This window comes from Pseudomonas sp. H3_A02, from assembly GCF_054671965.1.
This window is the reverse complement of the sequence record NZ_CP162807.1, coordinates 230,967-250,556: the sequence shown is the minus strand read 5'-3', so window position 1 is coordinate 250,556 and position 19,590 is coordinate 230,967. Positions and strand designations below refer to the sequence as shown.

Annotated in this window: 17 protein-coding genes; 13 read left to right on the top strand and 4 right to left on the bottom strand. The window is 59.9% G+C overall.

What is annotated here, in order from left to right:
* Nucleotides 1–80: 80 nt before the first annotated feature.
* Nucleotides 81–1,775 (bottom strand): lactate permease LctP family transporter, encoded by a 1,695-nt coding sequence (locus tag AB4N80_RS01115; RefSeq protein WP_122569129.1) that lies wholly within the window; start codon nt 1,773–1,775, stop codon nt 81–83.
* Between the two features lie 262 nt (nt 1,776–2,037).
* Here AB4N80_RS01115 and AB4N80_RS01110 point away from each other — a divergent pair, with 262 nt between their 5' ends.
* Nucleotides 2,038–2,805: an FCD domain-containing protein gene (locus AB4N80_RS01110; protein WP_122569130.1), complete on the top strand. Its 768-nt coding sequence runs from the start codon at nt 2,038–2,040 to the stop codon at nt 2,803–2,805.
* Nucleotides 2,806–3,269: 464 nt separating this feature from the next.
* On the opposite strand, the gene smpB is transcribed toward AB4N80_RS01110, so the two are convergent.
* A complete protein-coding gene (gene smpB / locus AB4N80_RS01105) occupies nt 3,270–3,752 on the bottom strand; it encodes an SsrA-binding protein SmpB (RefSeq protein WP_003197663.1) in 483 nt (160 codons plus the stop codon).
* Between the two features lie 117 nt (nt 3,753–3,869).
* Here smpB and AB4N80_RS01100 point away from each other — a divergent pair, with 117 nt between their 5' ends.
* Genes AB4N80_RS01100 through AB4N80_RS01090 form a run of 3 tightly spaced genes read left to right on the top strand, consistent with a single transcriptional unit; the run spans nt 3,870 to nt 6,023 of the window.
* Nucleotides 3,870–5,273: a sodium-dependent transporter gene (locus AB4N80_RS01100; protein WP_122569176.1), complete on the top strand. Its 1,404-nt coding sequence runs from the start codon at nt 3,870–3,872 to the stop codon at nt 5,271–5,273.
* A 7-nt stretch (nt 5,274–5,280) separates the two neighbouring features.
* Entirely contained in the window at nt 5,281–5,724 is a 444-nt protein-coding gene (locus AB4N80_RS01095; RefSeq protein WP_122569132.1) for a type II toxin-antitoxin system RatA family toxin, read from the top strand.
* Nucleotides 5,721–6,023, top strand: a complete 303-nt coding sequence (locus AB4N80_RS01090) for an RnfH family protein (RefSeq protein WP_460080282.1) — start codon at nt 5,721–5,723, stop codon at nt 6,021–6,023. The genes AB4N80_RS01095 and AB4N80_RS01090 overlap by 4 nt, the downstream gene beginning before the upstream one ends.
* Before the next feature lie 59 nt (nt 6,024–6,082).
* Here AB4N80_RS01090 and AB4N80_RS01085 read toward each other — a convergent pair whose 3' ends face one another.
* On the bottom strand, nt 6,083–6,610 hold the full coding sequence (locus AB4N80_RS01085) for an outer membrane protein assembly factor BamE (RefSeq protein ID WP_122569134.1): 528 nt from the start codon (nt 6,608–6,610) through the stop codon (nt 6,083–6,085).
* A gap of 97 nt (nt 6,611–6,707) precedes the next feature.
* On the opposite strand from AB4N80_RS01085, the gene fur reads away from it, so the two are divergent.
* Nucleotides 6,708–7,112 (top strand): ferric iron uptake transcriptional regulator, encoded by a 405-nt coding sequence (gene fur / locus AB4N80_RS01080; protein WP_003197684.1) that lies wholly within the window; start codon nt 6,708–6,710, stop codon nt 7,110–7,112.
* Between the two features lie 75 nt (nt 7,113–7,187).
* Here fur and recN read toward each other — a convergent pair whose 3' ends face one another.
* Nucleotides 7,188–8,861, bottom strand: a complete 1,674-nt coding sequence (gene recN / locus AB4N80_RS01075) for a DNA repair protein RecN (RefSeq protein WP_072411328.1) — start codon at nt 8,859–8,861, stop codon at nt 7,188–7,190.
* A 243-nt stretch (nt 8,862–9,104) separates the two neighbouring features.
* Between recN and grpE the strand changes: the two genes are divergently transcribed.
* From grpE to AB4N80_RS01035, 8 genes are all read left to right on the top strand, one after another.
* On the top strand, nt 9,105–9,671 hold the full coding sequence (gene grpE / locus AB4N80_RS01070) for a nucleotide exchange factor GrpE (protein WP_060739227.1): 567 nt from the start codon (nt 9,105–9,107) through the stop codon (nt 9,669–9,671).
* A 101-nt stretch (nt 9,672–9,772) separates the two neighbouring features.
* Nucleotides 9,773–11,689 (top strand): molecular chaperone DnaK, encoded by a 1,917-nt coding sequence (dnaK, locus tag AB4N80_RS01065; protein WP_122569136.1) that lies wholly within the window; start codon nt 9,773–9,775, stop codon nt 11,687–11,689.
* 322 nt (nt 11,690–12,011) lie between these two features.
* The gene (dnaJ, locus tag AB4N80_RS01060; protein ID WP_030139779.1) at nt 12,012–13,136 is read left to right on the top strand and encodes a molecular chaperone DnaJ; all 1,125 of its coding nucleotides are present in this window, start codon (nt 12,012–12,014) and stop codon (nt 13,134–13,136) included.
* A 9-nt stretch (nt 13,137–13,145) separates the two neighbouring features.
* Nucleotides 13,146–13,952: a 4-hydroxy-tetrahydrodipicolinate reductase gene (gene dapB, locus AB4N80_RS01055; RefSeq protein ID WP_122569137.1), complete on the top strand. Its 807-nt coding sequence runs from the start codon at nt 13,146–13,148 to the stop codon at nt 13,950–13,952.
* Between the two features lie 255 nt (nt 13,953–14,207).
* The gene (gene carA / locus AB4N80_RS01050) at nt 14,208–15,344 is read left to right on the top strand and encodes a glutamine-hydrolyzing carbamoyl-phosphate synthase small subunit (protein WP_460080276.1); all 1,137 of its coding nucleotides are present in this window, start codon (nt 14,208–14,210) and stop codon (nt 15,342–15,344) included.
* A gap of 105 nt (nt 15,345–15,449) precedes the next feature.
* The gene (gene carB / locus AB4N80_RS01045; protein ID WP_122569139.1) at nt 15,450–18,671 is read left to right on the top strand and encodes a carbamoyl-phosphate synthase large subunit; all 3,222 of its coding nucleotides are present in this window, start codon (nt 15,450–15,452) and stop codon (nt 18,669–18,671) included.
* Between the two features lie 2 nt (nt 18,672–18,673).
* Entirely contained in the window at nt 18,674–19,150 is a 477-nt protein-coding gene (greA, locus tag AB4N80_RS01040; RefSeq protein ID WP_030139783.1) for a transcription elongation factor GreA, read from the top strand.
* Nucleotides 19,151–19,178: 28 nt separating this feature from the next.
* A complete protein-coding gene (locus AB4N80_RS01035; protein WP_092328556.1) occupies nt 19,179–19,583 on the top strand; it encodes an MFS transporter in 405 nt (134 codons plus the stop codon).
* Nucleotides 19,584–19,590: the final 7 nt, after the last annotated feature.

Genomic DNA, 19,590 nt, shown 5'->3' with positions numbered 1-19,590 from the left:
GCAGCCTTGCAGACCCGGTTGTGAATAGCAGACGCCGAATCAGGGTTCGGCGTCGGTTTTTCCAGTATCGCGTGTAGGACTTAATGAACCAGCATGCCGGTAAACCAGTAGGCCTGGGCCAACGTGATCAGGCCGACAATCGTTGCAAAGAATAGGCTGTGTTTGAGGGTGAAACGGAACAGATCCGATTCCTTGCCCACCAGCCCGGTCGCCGCGCAGGCCACCGCGATCGATTGTGGCGAAATCATCTTGCCGGTCACGCCGCCGCTGGTGTTCGCCGCGACGAGCAAGGTGTCGTTGACGCCGATCTGGTGCGCGGTGGTGGCTTGCAGCGAGCTGAACAGCGCGTTGGACGAGGTATCGGAACCGGTCAGGAACACGCCCAGCCAACCCAGGAACGGCGAGAAGAATGGGAACGCCGCGCCCGTGCCGGCCAGCACCAGTGCCATGGTCGAGGACATGCCCGAGTAGTTGGTGACGAAGGCGAAGGCCAGCACCATGCCGATGGACAGAATCGGCCAGCGCAGTTCGTAGAAGGTCTCTTTTAAAGTGGTAAGACCAGTTTTAAGGTTGATCTTCAACACCAGCATCGAGATCAAGGCCGAGAAGAAAATCGCCGTGCCGGTAGCGGAAATCGGATCAAGCTTGAAGACCGCCGGGATGGCTGTTGGATTGACCACGATCGGCGCGACCTTGATCACCATCTGGTCCAGGTGCGGGATGGCGAAGTTGAACACCCAGCCGTACATGGAGCCGCCGGCGGCGAACATCGCCTTGAACGGTTTCAGGGTCCAGATTGTTACCAGCACAGTGAGGATCAGGAACGGCGACCAGGCCTTGATAATTTCCCCCAGGCTGTAGGGCGAAACCACGGTGCTGCGCGGCTGACCGAAACCGCCGACGCTGGCGGTGACCGTTGCGCTGGAAGTGGCGCCAGCAATCTGGGCACCTGCGCTGCGCTTGGGCTGCCAGACTTTCAAAAACAGGGTCAGGGAAATCAGGCTGGCCAGGGCCGAGGTGATGTCCGGCAGTTCGGGGCCGATGAAGTTGGAGGTGAAGTACTGGGTGATGGCGAAGCTCAAACCGGCCACCAGTGCTGCTGGCCAGGTTTCCCGCACGCCGCGCAGGCCGTCCATCATGAACACCAACCAGAACGGCACGAACAGCGACAGCAGCGGCAACTGGCGACCGGTCATGGCGCCGATCTTGAACGCATCGATCCCGGTGACCTGGCCGGCCACGATGATCGGGATACCCAGCGCGCCGAACGCCACCGGGGCGGTGTTGGCGATCAGGCACAAGCCGGCGGCGTACAGAGGGTTGAAACCCAGGCCGACCAGCAGCGCGGCGGTGATCGCCACCGGCGCACCGAAACCGGCGGCACCTTCCAGGAATGCGCCGAAGCAAAAGCCGATCAACAGCACTTGCAGGCGTTGGTCGTCGGTAATCGACAGCACCGAGCTGCGGATCACTTCGAACTGGCCGCTCTTGACCGTCAGTTTGTAGAGAAACACCGCGGCGACGATGATCCAGGCGATGGGCCACAAGCCATAGGCAAAACCATAACCGGCAGCGGCGAAGGCCATGTCGGCGGGCATTTGGAACGCAAAGATCGCCACGGCAATCGCCAGGGCCAGGGTGATGCTGCCGGCCACGTGCCCCTTGAGGCGAAACACCGCCAGGGCCAGGAAGAAAAACACGATGGGAATAACGGCCGCGAGTGCGGACAAGCCGAGGCTGCCGAGCGGGCTGTAGAGCTGTTGCCAGGTTTGCATAGTGGGTGGGCCCCTAATTGTTGTTGGTCAGGCACTGGTCAGCGCTTTGGTTAATTGGTAATACCAATTTACAATCGCTGTTGGCTAGGGTAAAAGCCTTGGTTGTCGTGTGTCAATTTGCCTCCCTGAAACTTTCGTCGAATAAGCGGTGCAGAGGGCATCTGATCCGTTGGCATAAACGGCTTTTGGTGGGTGTGGACGCGGCCCGGATGGGCCAGAATAGAGAGCCCGGCGAGTCGTCGGGATCGCGGAGAATCGAGTTATGGGGTTTGATCAGATTCGTCAGCGCCGTTTGTCTGACGATATTGTCGAGCGGCTTGAAGGCATGATCCTTGAGGGCACGCTGAAGTCCGGCGAGCGGCTGCCCGCCGAGCGGACCCTGGCCGAGCAGTTCGGCGTGTCACGCCCTTCGTTGCGTGAGGCGATCCAGAAGCTGACGGCCAAAGGTTTGTTGATCAGTCGTCAGGGCGGCGGCAACTATGTGGTGGAGTCACTGGGCTCGACGTTCAGTGATCCGCTGCTGCAACTGCTGGAAAGCAATCCTGAGGCGCAACGGGATTTGTTGGAGTTCCGCCATACGCTGGAAGCGTCCTGTGCCTACTACGCGGCGCTACGAGCTACGGATGTGGATCGCGAGCGACTGACGGCGGCTTTCGATGAGCTGCAGGATTGCTACTCGCGGCACGACGAAGTCAGCCGGGCCGAGGAGGGCGCAGCGGATGCGCGGTTCCATCTGGCGATTGCCGAGGCCAGTCATAACGCGGTGTTGCTGCACACCATTCGCGGGCTGTTCGATCTGCTCAAGCGCAACGTGGTGACCAACATCGGTGGCATGTACAAACAGCGCAGCGAAACCCGCGACATGCTGATCAGCCAGCACCGAGAGTTGTATCAAGCCATTATGGAAGGGCAGGCCGAGCAGGCGCGGGAAGTGTCCAGCCGACATATCTTGTACGTGCAGGAGGTCTTGGAAGAGGTACGCCAGGAAGTGCAGCGGGTGGCGCGGGCGGAGCGGCGCAAGGGGATGTAATCGTGCCCGCAGCCCCTGTGGGAGCGAGCTTGCTCGCGATAGCGGTCTGCCTGACACATCAATTTTTGGATGTGTCGACGCCATCGCCAGCAAGCTCGCTCCCACATTGGATCTTCAGTGAACACAGGATCTGTGCATTGCCGGGATCTGGTGTAGGAGCGGGCTTGCTCGCGATAGCGGTCTGCCTGACACATCAATTTTGGATGTGTCGACGCCATCGCGAGCAAGCTCGCTCCCACATTGGATCTTCAGTGAACACAGGATATGTGTATTGCCGGGATCTGGGTGGGAGCGAGCTTGCTCGCGATAGCGGTCTGCCTGACACATCAATTTTTGGATGTGTCGACGCCATCGCGAGCAAGCTCGCTCCCACATTGGATCTTCAGTGAACACAGGATCTGTGCATTGCCGGGATCTGGTGTGGGAGCGGGCTTGCTCGCGAAAGCGGTCTCAAGGCGAAAGAATCAGTCTTCCTTGCCCTTGTTGCGCACCGCGCGCTGCAACTCGCGACCAGCGTCGCGTTCGCGTTCAGTATCGCGCTTGTCGTATTCCTTCTTGCCTTTGCCCAGGGCAATTTCGCACTTGATCAAGTGCTTGCTCCAGTACAGTGACGTGCAGACGCAGGTGTAGCCCTTCTGCTGCACAGACGCGAAGAGTTTTTCCAGCTCGCGTTTGTTCAGCAGCAGTTTGCGCGAGCGCGTCGGGTCGGCGATCACATGGGTGCTGGCGGTGGTCAGCGGCGTAAAATGACTGCCCAGCAGCCAGGCTTCGCCGTCCTTGAGCAGCACATAGCTGTCGACCAGTTGCGCCTTGCCGGCACGCAAGCTCTTTACTTCCCAGCCGGCCAGGACCATGCCAGCCTCGAAACGTTGTTCGATGAAGTAATCGTGTCGCGCCTTTTTGTTTTGCGCGATGGTCCCTGTGGGGTGTTTCTTCTGTTTAGCCATAGGGGCGGCATTATAGGCAGTTGCGTGCGTGTCGGCTACGGTGAAGCTGCGTGCTTGAGCACGTTGAGTGAATCCCGGACAATGCGGCCTCTTTTTCGAACGCTGGGCGTGATCACGATGTCGACAGACAAGGTTTCTGTCCACGGCAGTTGGGCTAGCCGCTGGGTCTTTATATTCGCTGCAACCGGTTCGGCGGTGGGGTTGGGCAGTATCTGGAAGTTTCCCTACATGGTCGGCGTCTACGGTGGCGGCGCCTTTGTATTGATGTTCCTGGCGTGCATTGCGCTCATCGGTGCGCCGGTGATGCTGGCTGAAACCCTGATTGGTCGTCGTGCCCGGCAGAGCCCGGCCAACGCCTTGAAGGTGCTGGCAGTGGCGGCAGGGCATTCGCCCAAGTGGTCGTGGGGCGCGTTCGCCGGGATGATCACGGCGTTGCTGATCCTGTCGTTCTACAGCGTGGTCGGCGGCTGGTCGCTGGACTACATCATCGACATGGGGCGTGGGGATTTTCAAGGCGTGACGCCCGATCAGGTCGGCGCCTACTTCGGCAACGTGATCGCCGATCCCTGGAGGTTGACCCTCTGGCACACGATTTTCATGGTCCTCTCGGCGGTGGTGATTGCCCGGGGCGTGGTGGCCGGGCTTGAGCGCAGCCTGCGGATCATGATGCCGTTGCTGTTCGTGATGATCCTGGTATTGCTGGGCTACAGCATGACTACCGGGCATTTCATGGAAGGCGTGCATTTCATGTTCGACTTCCAGCCGGAGAAAGTCCTGGACGGGCTGCTGCCGGCCATGGGGCATGCGTTCTTCTCCCTGAGCGTCGGGGTCGGTTCGATCATGATCTACGGCGCCTACATGCCCAAGAACGCCTCCCTGACCCGAACCGTTGTCGGCGTCGCGCTGCTGGACACCTTCGTGTCGCTGCTGGCGGGTGTGGCATTGTTTCCGATTGTGTTCGCCGCTGGCCTGAACCCCAGTGAAGGACCAGGACTGATGTTTGTCAGCCTGCCATTTGCCTTTGGCAGCATGGCGTTCGGCCAAGTGATGGGCGTGGTGTTTTTCCTCCTGGTGGCCATCGCGGCCTGGAGTTCGGCCATTTCCCTGCTGGAGCCCATGGTGGCCTATCTGGTCGAAAGGACCCGCCTCAGCCGTGCCTGGGTGACTTTCTGGTTGGCTTTCACCTGCTGGTTTGTCGGCCTGGGCACGGTGTTTTCCTTCAATATATGGAAGCAGGCAAAGTTTTTCGTGAACGAAGACGGGCTGTTCCATCTCTACCAGTGGGGAGCAACCGGGGGGCTGGACTTCTTCGGCGTGATTGATTTCTTCACGTCACGGATCATGTTGCCACTGGGTGGTTTGTGTTTCGTGGTGTTTGCAGGATGGATCATGGGGCGTGAAGCTGTGCGCGATGAACTGTCGCTGCGCAACCCTGTATTGTTCGCCTTGAGCCTGTTCTTGATGCGCTACGTGGCGCCCATCGGCATTCTCGTAGTGTTTGCCGCTCAGCTGTGGAAGTGACGCTTACATGACGACACACATTCAACGTTCGGCCTTGCTGCCCTATCCGGCGCAGGCGCTGTATGACCTGGTCAACGATGTGGCGAGCTATCCGGAGTTTTTGCCGTGGTGCTCATCCGCCGAGGTGTTGGAGAGTTCTGATACCCATATGCGCGCCAGCCTCAACATTGCCAAGGGCGGCTTGAGCCAGCGCTTCGTCACGCGTAATACGCTGGTGCCGGGGCAATCCATCGAAATGAACTTGGAAGAGGGGCCCTTCAATCAGCTCCACGGCGTCTGGGTGTTCAAGCCTCTGGGCGAAAAAGCCTGCAAGATCAGCCTGGACCTGTCGTTCGACTACGCCGGCCCGCTGGTACGCGCGACGTTGGGGCCGCTGTTCAATCAGGCCGCCAATACCCTGGTCGACGCGTTCTGCCAGCGGGCCAAGCAGAATGCAGAGCTCAAGCGTTGATTGAGATAGAAGTGGTGTATGCCGCGGTGGATCGCCAGGTCTTGCGCACCTGCGTGGTCCAGAAAGGCACCCGTGTTCGTGCGGCGCTGCTGGGCTCGGGGATTGCCGATGCATTCCCGGAGCTGGACCTGGCAACTTGCCCGGTGGGGATTTTTGGCAAGGTGGTTGCCGATCCGGATAACCAGGTGGTGCAGGCGGCTGATCGATTGGAGATTTATCGACCTTTGTTGGCTGATCCGAAGGAAATTCGTCGCCTGCGCGCGGCCAAGGCCGCCCTGGCGCGACAATCGGAGCAATAACCTGGTCTGAATCGCAGGCAATAAAAAACCCGGCATGCCGGGTTTTTTCATGTCGCAATTTATTGCGGCGAGGTGTCCAGGGGCTCGGGTGTCGGGACCGGTACGGTCTCGACTTTGTCGACATCCTTCTGGATCTGGTCCAGCAACGAACCTGGCTTGACCGGTTTTTCCGGTTTCGGCTGTTCGGCATTCTGGGCTGGGTCGGTCACGGTGGTGCCGCTGTCCTTGCCCATGATGGCCTCGTCGCGACTCACGCCAGGCATGAAATCGCCCGACAAGCTGACGAGTTGGTCGTCAGGACTGAAGATAACGCTGATGCGTTCCTGTTGGCGCTCACCGCCGCCTGGCTGCAAGCTGTACAGATAATCCCAGCGATCGGCATGGAACGTGTCGGTCAGCAGGGGGTTACCCATGATAAACCGTACTTGCCGACGGGTCATTCCCGGGCGTAACTGGTCTATCATGTCCTGCGTGACGACATTGCCCTGCTGGATGTCGATTTTGTAAACCCCGGGGAATGAACAACCGGCGAGTGCGAGCAGTCCCACAAAGGTGAAACTGGTTAGCAAGAGCTTGGTGTTTTGCATCGGTGGGCGACTTCCACTATCTTGGCTGGGACAACGTAAACGCCGATCATACCCGCATTAAGAGAAGCTGCGAAGCAGCATCGCGAGAAAGCTGACCATGGTTGAAAATAGCGAACTACGCAAAGCCGGCCTCAAAGTGACCCTGCCACGGGTCAAGATTCTACAAATGCTCGATTCCGCCGAGCAACGCCACATGAGTGCCGAGGATGTCTACAAGGCGCTTATGGAGGCTGGTGAGGACGTCGGTCTGGCCACGGTTTACCGTGTTCTGACCCAGTTCGAGGCAGCTGGCCTTGTGGTGCGACACAACTTCGACGGAGGCCATGCGGTCTTCGAACTGGACGACGGCAAGCATCACGACCATATGGTCAACGTCGAGACCAGTGAAGTCATCGAATTCTTCGACGAAGAAATCGAGCGGCTGCAGAAAGCAATCGTCGACAAGTATGGCTTCGAGATGGTTGATCACAATCTTGTGCTGTACGTACGCAAGAAAAAGTAAGCATGTCGCGCGGACTTAAGGTTCGCGAAACGAACGAAGGCGACCCCAGGGTCGCCTTCGTGCTTTCTGCCGTTCTCAGATTTTCGCGGTAACGACCATTTTTTTCGCGTGGGCCAGGGATTCCTTGGTGAGGTCGATGCCCCCGAGCATGCGCGCCACCTCTTCCACTCGCTCGTTTTTGTTGAGTTTGGACACAGCAGTGCGAGTGGCGTCTTCGCCACGTACCTTGTGCACAAATAAATGCTGGTGTCCCTGGGCAGCGACCTGGGGCAGGTGAGTGACGGTCAGCACCTGGCCGCGTTCCCCCAGTCGGCGCAGCAGTTGGCCGACAATTTCCGCGGTTGGACCACCGATGCCCACGTCCACTTCGTCGAATACCAGCGTCGGCACACGAGAGGTCTGCGCGGTAATGACCTGGATGGCCAGGCTGATCCGAGACAACTCACCGCCGGAGGCGACTTTGGCCAGGCCCTTGAGCGGTTGCCCGGGGTTGGCGCTGACCAGCAACTCAACCTGTTCCAGCCCATTGGGTTGGAGCTCGTCACCGGCGTTGGGGCGCAATTCGATGGTGAAGCGTCCGCCCGGCATGCCCAGGCGCTGGATCTCCTGCTCCACGGCACTGGCCAGCCCTGTCGCGGCCTGGCGCCGAAGTTCACTGAGCTCCTTGGCCTTTTCCTGGTAATGACGGGCATAGGAAGCCAGTTCGTCTCCCAGGCGCTCGATGGATTCATCGTTGGCGTTCAGGGTTTCCAGTTCTTCCAGCAGGCGCTGCTGGAGTTCGGCAACGTCGGTTGGCTGGATGCGGTGCTTGCGCGCCAGTGTATAGATGGTGTCCAGGCGCTCTTCCAGGTACTGCAGGCGTGCCGGGTCGGCGTCGAAGTGATCGAGGAAACGGTTCAGTTCCCCAACGGCTTCCTCGACCTGGATCTGCGCGCTCGTCAGCAGGTTGGTCGCTTCGTTCAGGGCGCCCACCGAGTTGTTCACGCTGGAGAGTCGGTTCAGGCTCGCTGTCAGTGCGTTGAGCACATTGCCCGAATCGCTCTCGCTGCATTGTTCGACCACTTGGCGGCAGATACCCAGCAGGGTTTCGGCGTTGGTCAGGTTCTTATGTTCCTGCTCCAGTTCTTCCAGTTCATTTTCACCCAGGGACAGGTTCTCCAGCTCTTCGAGCTGGTAGCTCAACAACTGGTGACGGGCACGCTGTTCGTCGCCGGAATTGGAGAGGCGATCCAGTTCCTGCCGGGTCTGGCGCCAGCGTTGGGCGGCCAGTTGGACTTGCCGGGCCAGATCGGTGGCGCCGGCGTATTCATCCAGCAGGCGACGATGGGTATCGGTCTTGAGCAGGGATTGGTGTTCATGCTGGCTGTGGATGTCGATCAACAGTTCGCCGAGGGCCTTGAGGTCGCCCAGGGGGCAGGGCGTGCCGTTGATGTAGCCTCGGGAGCGACCTTCGGCGGTGATGACCCGGCGCAGGATGCACAGGCCGTCGGTGTCCAGGTCGCGTTCGGCCAGCCAGGCGCTGGCCTCGGGGATGTCGACCAGGTCGAACGTCGCCAGGATGTCGGCCTTGTCCGCTCCGGGGCGCACCACGCCGCTGTCGGCGCGGTCGCCCAGCGTCAGGCCCAGGGCGTCGAGCATGATCGACTTGCCCGCGCCGGTTTCACCGGTGATCACGCTCATGCCTCGATCGAGTTCGAGGTCGAGGTGTTCGACGATGGCGTAATTGTGTACGGACAGGTGCACCAGCATAAGGCCGCTCCCAGGCTTTAGGTCTGGTTATTTATACAGTGTTTTGTTTCGGCCTGACAATGCCCACGCTTAGCTCGATTTGCTTGGGAAAGTGTTTTTCTTAGCGCGGCGAGGAATGATTATGCAGCTGCTTTTTGTAAGGTTAATTCGTCAGGTGGCCCTTGAAGCTGGAAAACCCGGCCCCATATACCGGGGCAGAAGCGCGAGTCGAGCTCGCGGACGAAGTTGAAAGGAGAAATCTCTATGGCTGACGAACAGACGCAGGACACGCAAAATCTAGACGCCAATCAGGCTTCCCAGGATTCCGGTGAAGACCTGGCGGCACGTGTACAAGTGCTCGAGGAGCAACTGGCCGGTGCGCAGGATCAGGCGTTGCGTGTAGCAGCCGACCTGCAGAATGTCCGCCGTCGCGCCGAGCAAGATGTGGAAAAGGCTCATAAATTCGCCCTGGAGCGTTTTGCCGGCGACCTGCTGCCGATCATCGACAGCCTGGAGCGCGGCCTGGAGCTGTCCAACCCGGACGACGAGAACATCCGTCCGATGCGTGAAGGCATCGAGCTGACCCTGAAAATGTTCCAGGACACCCTCAAGCGTTATCAGCTCGAAGCCCTTGATCCACATGGCGAACCCTTCAACGCCGAACATCACCAGGCCATGGCGATGCAGGAAAGTGCCGACGTCGAGCCGAACAGCGTCCTGAAGGTTTTCCAGAAAGGCTACCTGCTCAACGGCCGCCTGCTGCGTCCGGCCATGGTCGTGGTCAGCAAGGCGCCGGCACCGGTTTCGCCTTCTATTGATGAGCAGGCTTGAAATCGGGCGCAGCGGCCCCATCTATAAGTCAAGCGTTTAAGTGCTACCGCAGTTAGCCACCACTGCTGCGGCAACAAAATCCAAGTTCCGGGAGAGTTAACATGGGCAAGATTATCGGCATCGACCTGGGGACCACCAACTCGTGCGTCTCCGTGCTGGAAAACGGCAAGGCCAAGGTTATTGAAAACGCTGAAGGCGCGCGCACCACGCCGTCGATCATCGCGTACGCCAATGATGGCGAGATTCTGGTTGGCCAGTCGGCCAAACGTCAGGCAGTGACCAATCCGCATAACACCCTGTACGCGGTGAAGCGTCTGATCGGTCGCAAGTTCGACGAAGAAGTCGTCCAGAAAGACATCAAGATGGTGCCTTACAAAATCGCCAAGGCTGACAATGGCGACGCTTGGGTTGAAGTGAACGGCCAGAAAATGGCGCCACCTCAGATCTCGGCTGAAATCCTCAAGAAAATGAAGAAAACCGCCGAAGACTACCTCGGCGAAGCGGTGACCGAGGCGGTCATCACCGTTCCTGCGTATTTCAACGACAGTCAGCGCCAGGCGACCAAAGACGCCGGCCGCATCGCGGGCCTGGACGTAAAACGTATCATCAACGAACCGACTGCGGCTGCTCTGGCCTACGGTATGGACAAGGCCAAGGGCGATCACACCGTGATCGTTTACGACCTGGGTGGCGGTACCTTCGACGTTTCCGTGATCGAGATCGCTGAAGTCGACGGCGAGCACCAGTTCGAAGTGTTGGCAACCAACGGCGACACGTTCCTCGGTGGTGAAGACTTCGACATCCGCCTGATCGATTACCTCGTCGACGAGTTCAAGAAAGAAAGCGGCATGAACCTCAAGGGTGACCCGCTGGCCATGCAGCGCCTGAAAGAAGCCGCTGAAAAAGCCAAGATCGAACTGTCCTCGAGCCAGTCGACCGACGTGAACCTGCCGTACATCACCGCAGACGCCACCGGTCCTAAGCACCTGAACGTCAAAATCTCCCGCGCCAAGCTCGAAGCGCTGGTGGAAGACTTGGTTCAGCGCACTATCGAACCTTGCCGCATCGCCATGAAAGACGCCGGTATCGACGTTGGCTCGATCAACGACGTGATCCTGGTGGGCGGTCAGACCCGTATGCCACTGGTCCAGAAGCTGGTCACCGACTTCTTCGGTAAAGAAGCGCGTAAGGACGTGAACCCGGACGAAGCCGTTGCCATGGGTGCTGCCATCCAAGGCGCCGTTCTGGCCGGTGACGTGAAGGACGTTCTGCTGCTCGACGTCAGCCCGCTGACCTTGGGTATCGAAACCATGGGCGGCGTGATGACCGCGCTGATCGAGAAAAACACCACGATTCCTACCAAGAAATCCCAGGTGTTCTCGACCGCCGACGACAACCAGGGCGCCGTGACCATCCACGTGCTGCAGGGTGAGCGCAAGCAGGCTGCCCAGAACAAGTCCCTGGGCAAGTTCGACCTGGCCGAGATTCCGCCAGCGCCACGTGGCGTGCCGCAAATCGAAGTGACCTTCGACATCGACGCCAACGGCATCCTGCACGTCGGCGCGAAAGACAAGGCCACCGGCAAGACCCAGTCGATCGTGATCAAGGCCAACTCCGGCCTGTCCGAGGAAGAAATTCAGCAGATGGTTCGCGACGCTGAAGTCAACGCCGAGGAAGACCGCAAGTTCGAAGAGCTGGCCAGCGCTCGCAACCAGGGCGATGCCTTGGTGCACTCGACCCGCAAAATGATCGCTGATGCTGGCGACAAAGTGACCGCGGAAGAGAAAACCGCCATCGAGGCGGCCGTGGTTGCCCTGGAAGCCGCCGTGAAAGGCGACGACAAGGCCGCCATCGAAGCGAAGATCGAAGAGCTGTCCAAGGTCTCCGCGCCAGTGGCTCAGAAGATGTACGCCGAACAGGCTCAGCCTGCCGAAGGCGCGGCTGCGCAGGGCGAGTCGGCCGAGAAAGCTGACGACGTTGTCGATGCTGAGTTCGAAGAAGTGAAAGACCACAAGTAATCGCTTGTTGGTCGGCCGGTTGACTGCATTTGTGCGGTGGCTGGTAGGATGTCGCCGCGCGGGGGCTTGCTCCCGCGTTGGCGTGTCTGGAGCTAATGAATTTTTACAGCATGCGACAGTGTTCGGATGTTGGCGGTGCGTTCGGGAATGCTCCTGCTTTCCGGCGATGGGCACTGCGTTTTGGCCGGGGCCCTGGCTGAAATATTTAAAGACCAGGATCGTTGAATTGACGTGAGTTGGGTCCGGGCCTGCATTGGGGCTCAACGAGTTTGGCAAGGTTCAGGAGAGGTTTGCCGGACGTCCTATAAGAGTGCAAAGACTAATGGCGAAGCGTGATTTTTACGAAGTATTGGGTGTCGAGCGGGGGGCCAGCGAGGCAGAGCTGAAAAAGGCTTATCGTCGCCTGGCGATGAAGCACCACCCGGACCGTAATCCCGGCGATAAAGCGTCGGAAGAGATGTTCAAGGAAGCCAACGAGGCTTACGAAGTTCTGTCCGATTCCAGCAAGCGCGCGGCCTACGACCAGTACGGGCATGCCGGTGTCGACCCAAGCATGGGCGGCGGCGGTGCCGGTTTCGGCGGCCAGAACTTCTCCGATATTTTCGGTGATGTGTTCAGTGATTTCTTCGGCGGCGGTCGTGGCGGTGCCCGTGGTGGCGCTCAGCGTGGCAGTGACCTGCGCTATACGCTGGAGTTGAACCTGGAAGAGGCGGTGCGCGGTACCACCGTCAATATCCGTGTGCCGACACTGGTCAACTGCAAGCCGTGCGATGGCTCGGGTGCCAAGAAGGGCTCCTCGCCTGTGACCTGCCCGACTTGCGGCGGCATCGGCCAGGTTCGCATGCAGCAGGGCTTTTTCTCGGTCCAGCAGACCTGCCCGCGTTGCCATGGCCAAGGCAAGATCATTTCCGACCCGTGCGACTCCTGCCATGGCGAAGGACGTGTCGAAGAGTACAAGACGCTGTCGGTCAAAGTGCCGGCCGGTGTCGATACTGGCGACCGTATTCGCCTGTCCGGCGAAGGCGAGGCGGGTGCCCAGGGCGGCCCGACTGGCGACCTGTATGTGGTCATCAACGTGCGCGAGCATGCGATTTTCCAGCGCGACGGCAAGCACCTGTTCTGCGAAGTGCCGATCAGCTTCGTCGATGCAGCCTTGGGCGGCGAGCTTGAGATCCCGACCCTCGACGGTCGCGTCAAGCTGAAGATTCCCGAGGGCACGCAAACCGGCAAGCAGTTCCGGATCCGTGGCAAAGGTGTCGCGCCAGTGCGTGGCGGTGGTGCGGGTGACCTGATGTGTCGTGTGGCGGTGGAGACGCCGGTCAACCTGAGTCGGCGCCAGCGGGAGCTGTTGGAAGAGTTCCGCAGTTCGCTGGCGGATGACAACAGTCACTCCCCGAAAACCACCGGTTGGTTCGAAGGCGTGAAGCGCTTCTTCGGCGACCTGTAAGGAGTTCGCATGCGACGTATAGCTGTGATGGGCGCTGCGGGGCGCATGGGCAAGGCGCTGGTCGAGGCGGTGCAGCAGCGCTCGCCGCTCTCCGGCCTGACGGCGGCCATCGTGCGGCCCGACAGTACGCTGGTGGGCGCCGATGCTGGCGAGCTGGCATCGCTGGGGCGTATCGGCGTGCCGATGTCCGGTGGCCTGGAGAAGGTGCTTGATGAGTTCGATGTACTGATCGATTTCACCCTGCCGGAAGTGATGCTGAAAAACCTCACGATCTGCCGCAAGCACGGCAAGGCCATGGTGATCGGCACGACGGGGCTGGATGCTGCGCAAAAGCAATTGCTGGCCGATGCAGGCAAAGACATTCCGATCGTGTTCGCGGCGAACTTCAGTGTGGGCGTGAACCTGTCGCTGAAGTTGCTGGACATGGCGGCCCGGGTCTTGGGTGACGATGCCGATATCGAAATCATCGAGGCTCATCACCGGCACAAGATCGACGCACCTTCGGGAACGGCCTTGCGCATGGGTGAAGTGATTGCCGATGCACTGGGGCGTGATCTGCAGAAAGTCGCCGTGTACGGGCGTGAAGGGCATACCGGTGCCCGTGAGCGCGATACCATCGGTTTCGCCACGGTGCGTGGCGGTGATGTGGTAGGTGATCACACCGTGTTGTTCGCCACTGAAGGCGAACGCCTGGAGATCACCCACAAGGCATCCAGTCGGATGACCTTCGCCAAGGGCGCTGTACGTGCCGCGCTGTGGCTGGATGGCCGTGAGCCTGGTTTGTACGACATGCAGGACGTTCTCGACCTGCGTTGATGCCATTGAAGGCGGGGTTCAGGTTATACTGCGCCCCGTTTTACACCGCTTCGCGACGACCTGTCGCATTCCCCTGCCTTTAAGGCTCATTAGCGGTGGACCAAAAAAGCCTTTTTCTGTAAGCTACAGCTTTAGTGTGTCCACTAAAAGCGCGCAGAATAATTCAGTGAACAAGCGGGGTGACGTGTCCATACGTCACTCCGCTTTTTTACAACCTGCGATCGCCCTTTCAGGCTTTATTTACGGGAGGTCTTCTTGACTAAGCCAGCCATACTCGCCCTTGCTGATGGCAGCATTTTTCGCGGCGAAGCCATTGGAGCCGACGGTCAGACCGTTGGTGAGGTGGTGTTTAACACCGCAATGACCGGCTATCAGGAAATTCTTACCGATCCTTCCTACGCCCAGCAAATCGTTACCCTGACTTATCCGCACATCGGCAACACCGGCACCACGCCGGAAGACGCCGAGTCCGATCGTGTCTGGTCCGCCGGCCTGGTCATCCGTGACTTGCCGCTGGTCGCGAGCAACTGGCGTAACACGATGTCCCTGTCCGATTACCTGAAAGCCAACAATGTCGTGGCGATCGCCGGTATCGACACCCGCCGCCTGACCCGCATCCTCCGGGAAAAAGGCGCGCAGAACGGCTGCATCATGGCCGGCGACAACATTTCCGAAGAAGCCGCCATTGCCGCTGCCCAGGGCTTCCCTGGCCTCAAGGGCATGGACCTGGCGAAAGTCGTCAGCACCAAGCAACAGTACGAATGGCGCTCCACGGTCTGGGACCTGAAGACCGACAGTCACGCGACGATCGAGGCTTCCGAGCTGCCGTACCACGTGGTGGCGTACGACTACGGCGTCAAGCTGAACATCTTGCGCATGCTGGTCGAGCGTGGTTGCCGTGTCACCGTGGTGCCGGCCCAAACCCCGGCCACCGACGTCCTGGCCCTCAAGCCCGACGGCGTATTCCTGTCCAACGGCCCGGGTGACCCGGAACCTTGCGACTACGCCATTCAGGCGATCAAGGACGTGCTGGAAACCGAGATCCCGGTATTCGGTATCTGCCTCGGTCACCAACTGCTGGCCCTCGCTTCGGGCGCCAAGACCTTGAAAATGGGCCACGGCCACCACGGTGCCAACCACCCGGTGCAGGACTTGGATACCGGCGTGGTGATGATCACCAGCCAGAACCACGGTTTTGCGGTGGATGAAGCGACCCTGCCGGCCAACGTACGTGCGATTCACAAGTCGCTGTTCGACGGCACGCTGCAAGGTATCGAGCGTACCGACAAGAGCGCGTTCAGCTTCCAGGGCCACCCTGAAGCAAGCCCGGGCCCGAACGATGTGGCGCCGCTGTTCGATCGCTTCATCAATGAGATGGCCAAGCGACGCTGACCGCGTGAAGCCCGAGGGCGGCCCCGAGTGCGGCGGCCCCCTCGGGCGCTTCAAAGATTGTTCGACGGCCTAGCCGACTGACCTGCGGATTTGAGTGACAAACCCATGCCAAAACGTACAGACATAAAAAGCATCCTGATTCTCGGCGCTGGCCCGATCGTGATCGGCCAGGCCTGCGAATTCGACTACTCCGGCGCCCAGGCCTGTAAAGCCCTGCGCGAAGAGGGCTACCGCGTCATCCTGGTGAACTCCAACCCGGCCACCATCATGACCGACCCGGCCATGGCCGACGCCACCTACATCGAGCCGATCAAGTGGCAGACCGTTGCCAAGATCATCGAGAAAGAGCGCCCGGACGCACTGCTGCCGACCATGGGTGGCCAGACCGCGCTGAACTGCGCCCTGGACCTGGAGCGCGAAGGCGTCCTGGAGAAGTTCGGTGTGGAAATGATCGGTGCCAACGCCGACACCATCGACAAGGCCGAAGACCGTTCGCGCTTCGACAAGGCGATGAAATCCATCGGCCTGGACTGCCCACGCTCGGGCATCGCCCACAGCATGGAAGAGGCCAACGCCGTCCTGGAACGCCTCGGCTTCCCATGTATCATCCGTCCGTCCTTCACCATGGGCGGCACCGGTGGCGGCATCGCCTACAACCGTGAAGAATTCGAAGAAATCTGCGCCCGTGGTCTCGACTTGTCGCCGACCAAGGAACTGCTGATCGATGAATCCCTGATCGGCTGGAAAGAATACGAGATGGAAGTTGTCCGCGACAAAAAGGACAACTGCATCATCGTCTGCTCCATCGAAAACTTCGACCCGATGGGCGTGCACACCGGCGACTCGATCACCGTCGCACCGGCCCAGACCCTGACCGACAAGGAATACCAGATCCTGCGTAACGCCTCCCTGGCGGTGCTGCGTGAGATCGGCGTGGAAACCGGCGGTTCCAACGTCCAGTTCGGCATCTGCCCGAACACCGGTCGCATGGTGGTCATCGAGATGAACCCGCGGGTATCCCGTTCGTCGGCCCTGGCGTCCAAGGCCACCGGTTTCCCGATTGCCAAGGTCGCCGCCAAGCTGGCCGTGGGCTACACCTTGGACGAGCTGTCGAACGACATCACCGGCGGCAAGACTCCGGCGTCCTTCGAACCGTCCATCGACTACGTCGTGACCAAGCTGCCACGTTTCGCCTTCGAAAAATTCGCCAAGGCCGACGCCCGCCTGACCACTCAGATGAAGTCGGTCGGTGAAGTCATGGCCATCGGCCGGACCTTCCAGGAATCCCTGCAGAAAGCCCTGCGCGGCCTGGAAGTGGGCGTCTGCGGCCTCGATCCGAAGCTGGACCTGAACGACCCGGAAAGCATGAGCGTGCTCAAGCGCGAACTGACCGTGCCGGGTGCCGAGCGCATCTGGTACGTAGCCGATGCCTTCCGCGCCGGCATGACCGTCGAGCAGATTTTCGGCATGAACATGATTGACCCTTGGTTCCTGGTGCAGATCGAAGATCTGATCAAGGAAGAAGAGAAGGTCAAGACCCTGGGCATGTCCAGCATCAATCGCGACACAATGTTCCGCCTCAAGCGCAAGGGTTTCTCCGACATGCGCCTGGCCAAGCTGCTGGGTGTGACTGAGAAGAGCCTGCGCGCTCATCGTCACAAGCTGGAAGTGTTCCCGGTCTACAAGCGCGTCGACACCTGCGCGGCCGAGTTCGCCACCGACACCGCCTACCTGTATTCCACGTACGAAGAAGAGTGCGAAGCCGCGCCATCGACTCGCGACAAGATCATGATCCTGGGTGGCGGTCCCAACCGGATCGGCCAGGGTATCGAGTTCGATTACTGCTGCGTACACGCGGCACTGGCCCTGCGCGACGACGGTTACGAGACCATCATGGTCAACTGCAACCCGGAAACCGTGTCCACCGACTACGACACCTCCGATCGCCTGTACTTCGAGCCTGTGACCCTGGAAGACGTGCTGGAAATCGTCCGCGTCGAGAAGCCAAAAGGCGTGATCGTCCAGTACGGCGGCCAGACCCCGCTGAAATTGGCCCGTGCCCTTGAAGCCGCCGGCGTGCCGATCATTGGTACCAGCCCGGATGCGATCGACCGCGCCGAAGACCGTGAGCGCTTCCAGCAGATGGTCGAGCGCCTGAACCTGCGCCAGCCGCCAAACGCCACCGTGCGCAGCGAAGATGAAGCGATTCGTGCCGCCGCCAAGATCGGTTACCCGCTGGTGGTGCGTCCGTCCTATGTACTGGGCGGTCGTGCGATGGAAATCGTCTATCAGGAAGACGAACTCAAGCGCTACCTGCGCGAAGCGGTCCAGGTGTCCAACGACAGCCCGGTGCTGCTGGACCACTTCCTCAACTGCGCCATCGAAATGGACGTGGACGCGGTCAGCGACGGCAAGGACGTGGTGATCGGCGCAATCATGCAGCACATCGAGCAGGCCGGTGTTCACTCCGGTGACTCCGCCTGTTCGCTGCCGCCTTACTCGCTGCCGGCGCACATCCAGGACGAGATGCGCGAACAGGTCAAGAAAATGGCCCTGGAACTGGGCGTCGTCGGCCTGATGAACGTGCAGCTGGCCCTGCAGGGCGAAGACATCTACGTCATCGAAGTCAACCCGCGCGCTTCCCGGACCGTGCCGTTCGTCTCCAAGTGCATCGGTGTTTCCCTGGCGATGATCGCGGCGCGAGTCATGGCTGGCAAAACCCTGAAAGAGCTGAACTTCACCAAGGAAATCATTCCGAACTTCTACAGTGTGAAAGAGGCGGTGTTCCCGTTCGCCAAGTTCCCTGGCGTGGACCCGATCCTCGGCCCGGAAATGAAATCCACCGGTGAAGTGATGGGCGTGGGCGATACCTTCGGTGAGGCGTTCGCCAAGGCCCAGATGGGCGCCAGCGAAGTGTTGCCGACTGGTGGCACGGCGTTCATCAGCGTGCGTGATGACGACAAGCCACTGGTTGCAGGCGTAGCCCGTGATCTGATCAACTTGGGCTTCGAAGTGGTCGCCACTGCCGGTACTGCCAGGTTGATCGAAGCCGCAGGCCTGAAAGTGCGCCGCGTGAACAAGGTGACCGAGGGACGTCCGCACGTGGTCGACATGATCAAGAATGACGAAGTCACGCTGATCATCAACACCACCGAAGGTCGTCAATCGATCGCTGATTCCTACTCCATTCGTCGCAATGCGCTGCAGCACAAGATCTACTGCACCACGACCATTGCGGCAGGCGAAGCGATCTGCGAAGCGCTCAAGTTCGGTCCCGAGAAGACCGTACGTCGCTTGCAGGATCTACATGCAGGATTGAAGGCATGAGCATAACCAAGTACCCGATGACAGTTCAGGGCGCGAAGGCCCTGGAAGAAGAACACGCTTTCCTGACCAAGGTCGAGCGCCCGCGCTTGAGCCAGGCGATCGGTGAAGCGCGTGAACTGGGCGACCTGAAGGAAAACGCCGAATACCATGCTGCCCGAGAGGAGCAGGGGATGGTCGAGGCGCGTGTTCGTGACATCGAAGGCCGCATGCAGAATGCGGTGATCATCGATGTCACGACGATTCCGCACACCGGCAAGGTCATTTTTGGCACTACGGTGGAAATCGCCAACGTCGAGACCGATGAAAGCGTGACGTATCAGATCGTTGGCGAGGACGAGGCAGACATCAAGCTCGGCAAGATTTCCGTCGGTTCACCCATTGCTCGTGCCTTGATTGCCAAGGAAGAGGGCGATGTGGTGGCGGTGAAGACGCCGGGTGGTGTCATCGAGTATGAGATTGTCGAAGTCCGTCACATCTGAACGAAGGCGCCCGCTACGAGCGGGCGCCATGATCTGGCAACTCACCCAGATGTTGTGGGTGGGTGGCGTCTGGTTGCTGCATATCGGTTTGCTGCCGGTGCTGGGTCGAGTCGGCCTGGCACCGCTGCTGATCGATGAAATCGCGGGCATGTTGACGGCGCTGCTGGTGGGTTTTTCCGCGGCGTGCGTAATGTTTCAGGCTTTGGTGCTGGTTCAGGCCGAGGGCCTTGCCAGTCTATGGCGCGACATTCGTGGGCAATTGTTGCTCATGTCGTTGTACGCGTGTGGGATGTTCTTTGCGGTGCATCTCGGCTGGCCGGATGCGAGCCAGTGGCAGGTATTCAGTTACTTGGTGCTGGGTTTTTCCGGATTGGTGCTGGTGTTGCAGCCGGTTCCCGGCTGGAGCGGCAGGGTGTGCGAAGCACACCCTTGACCCTTTG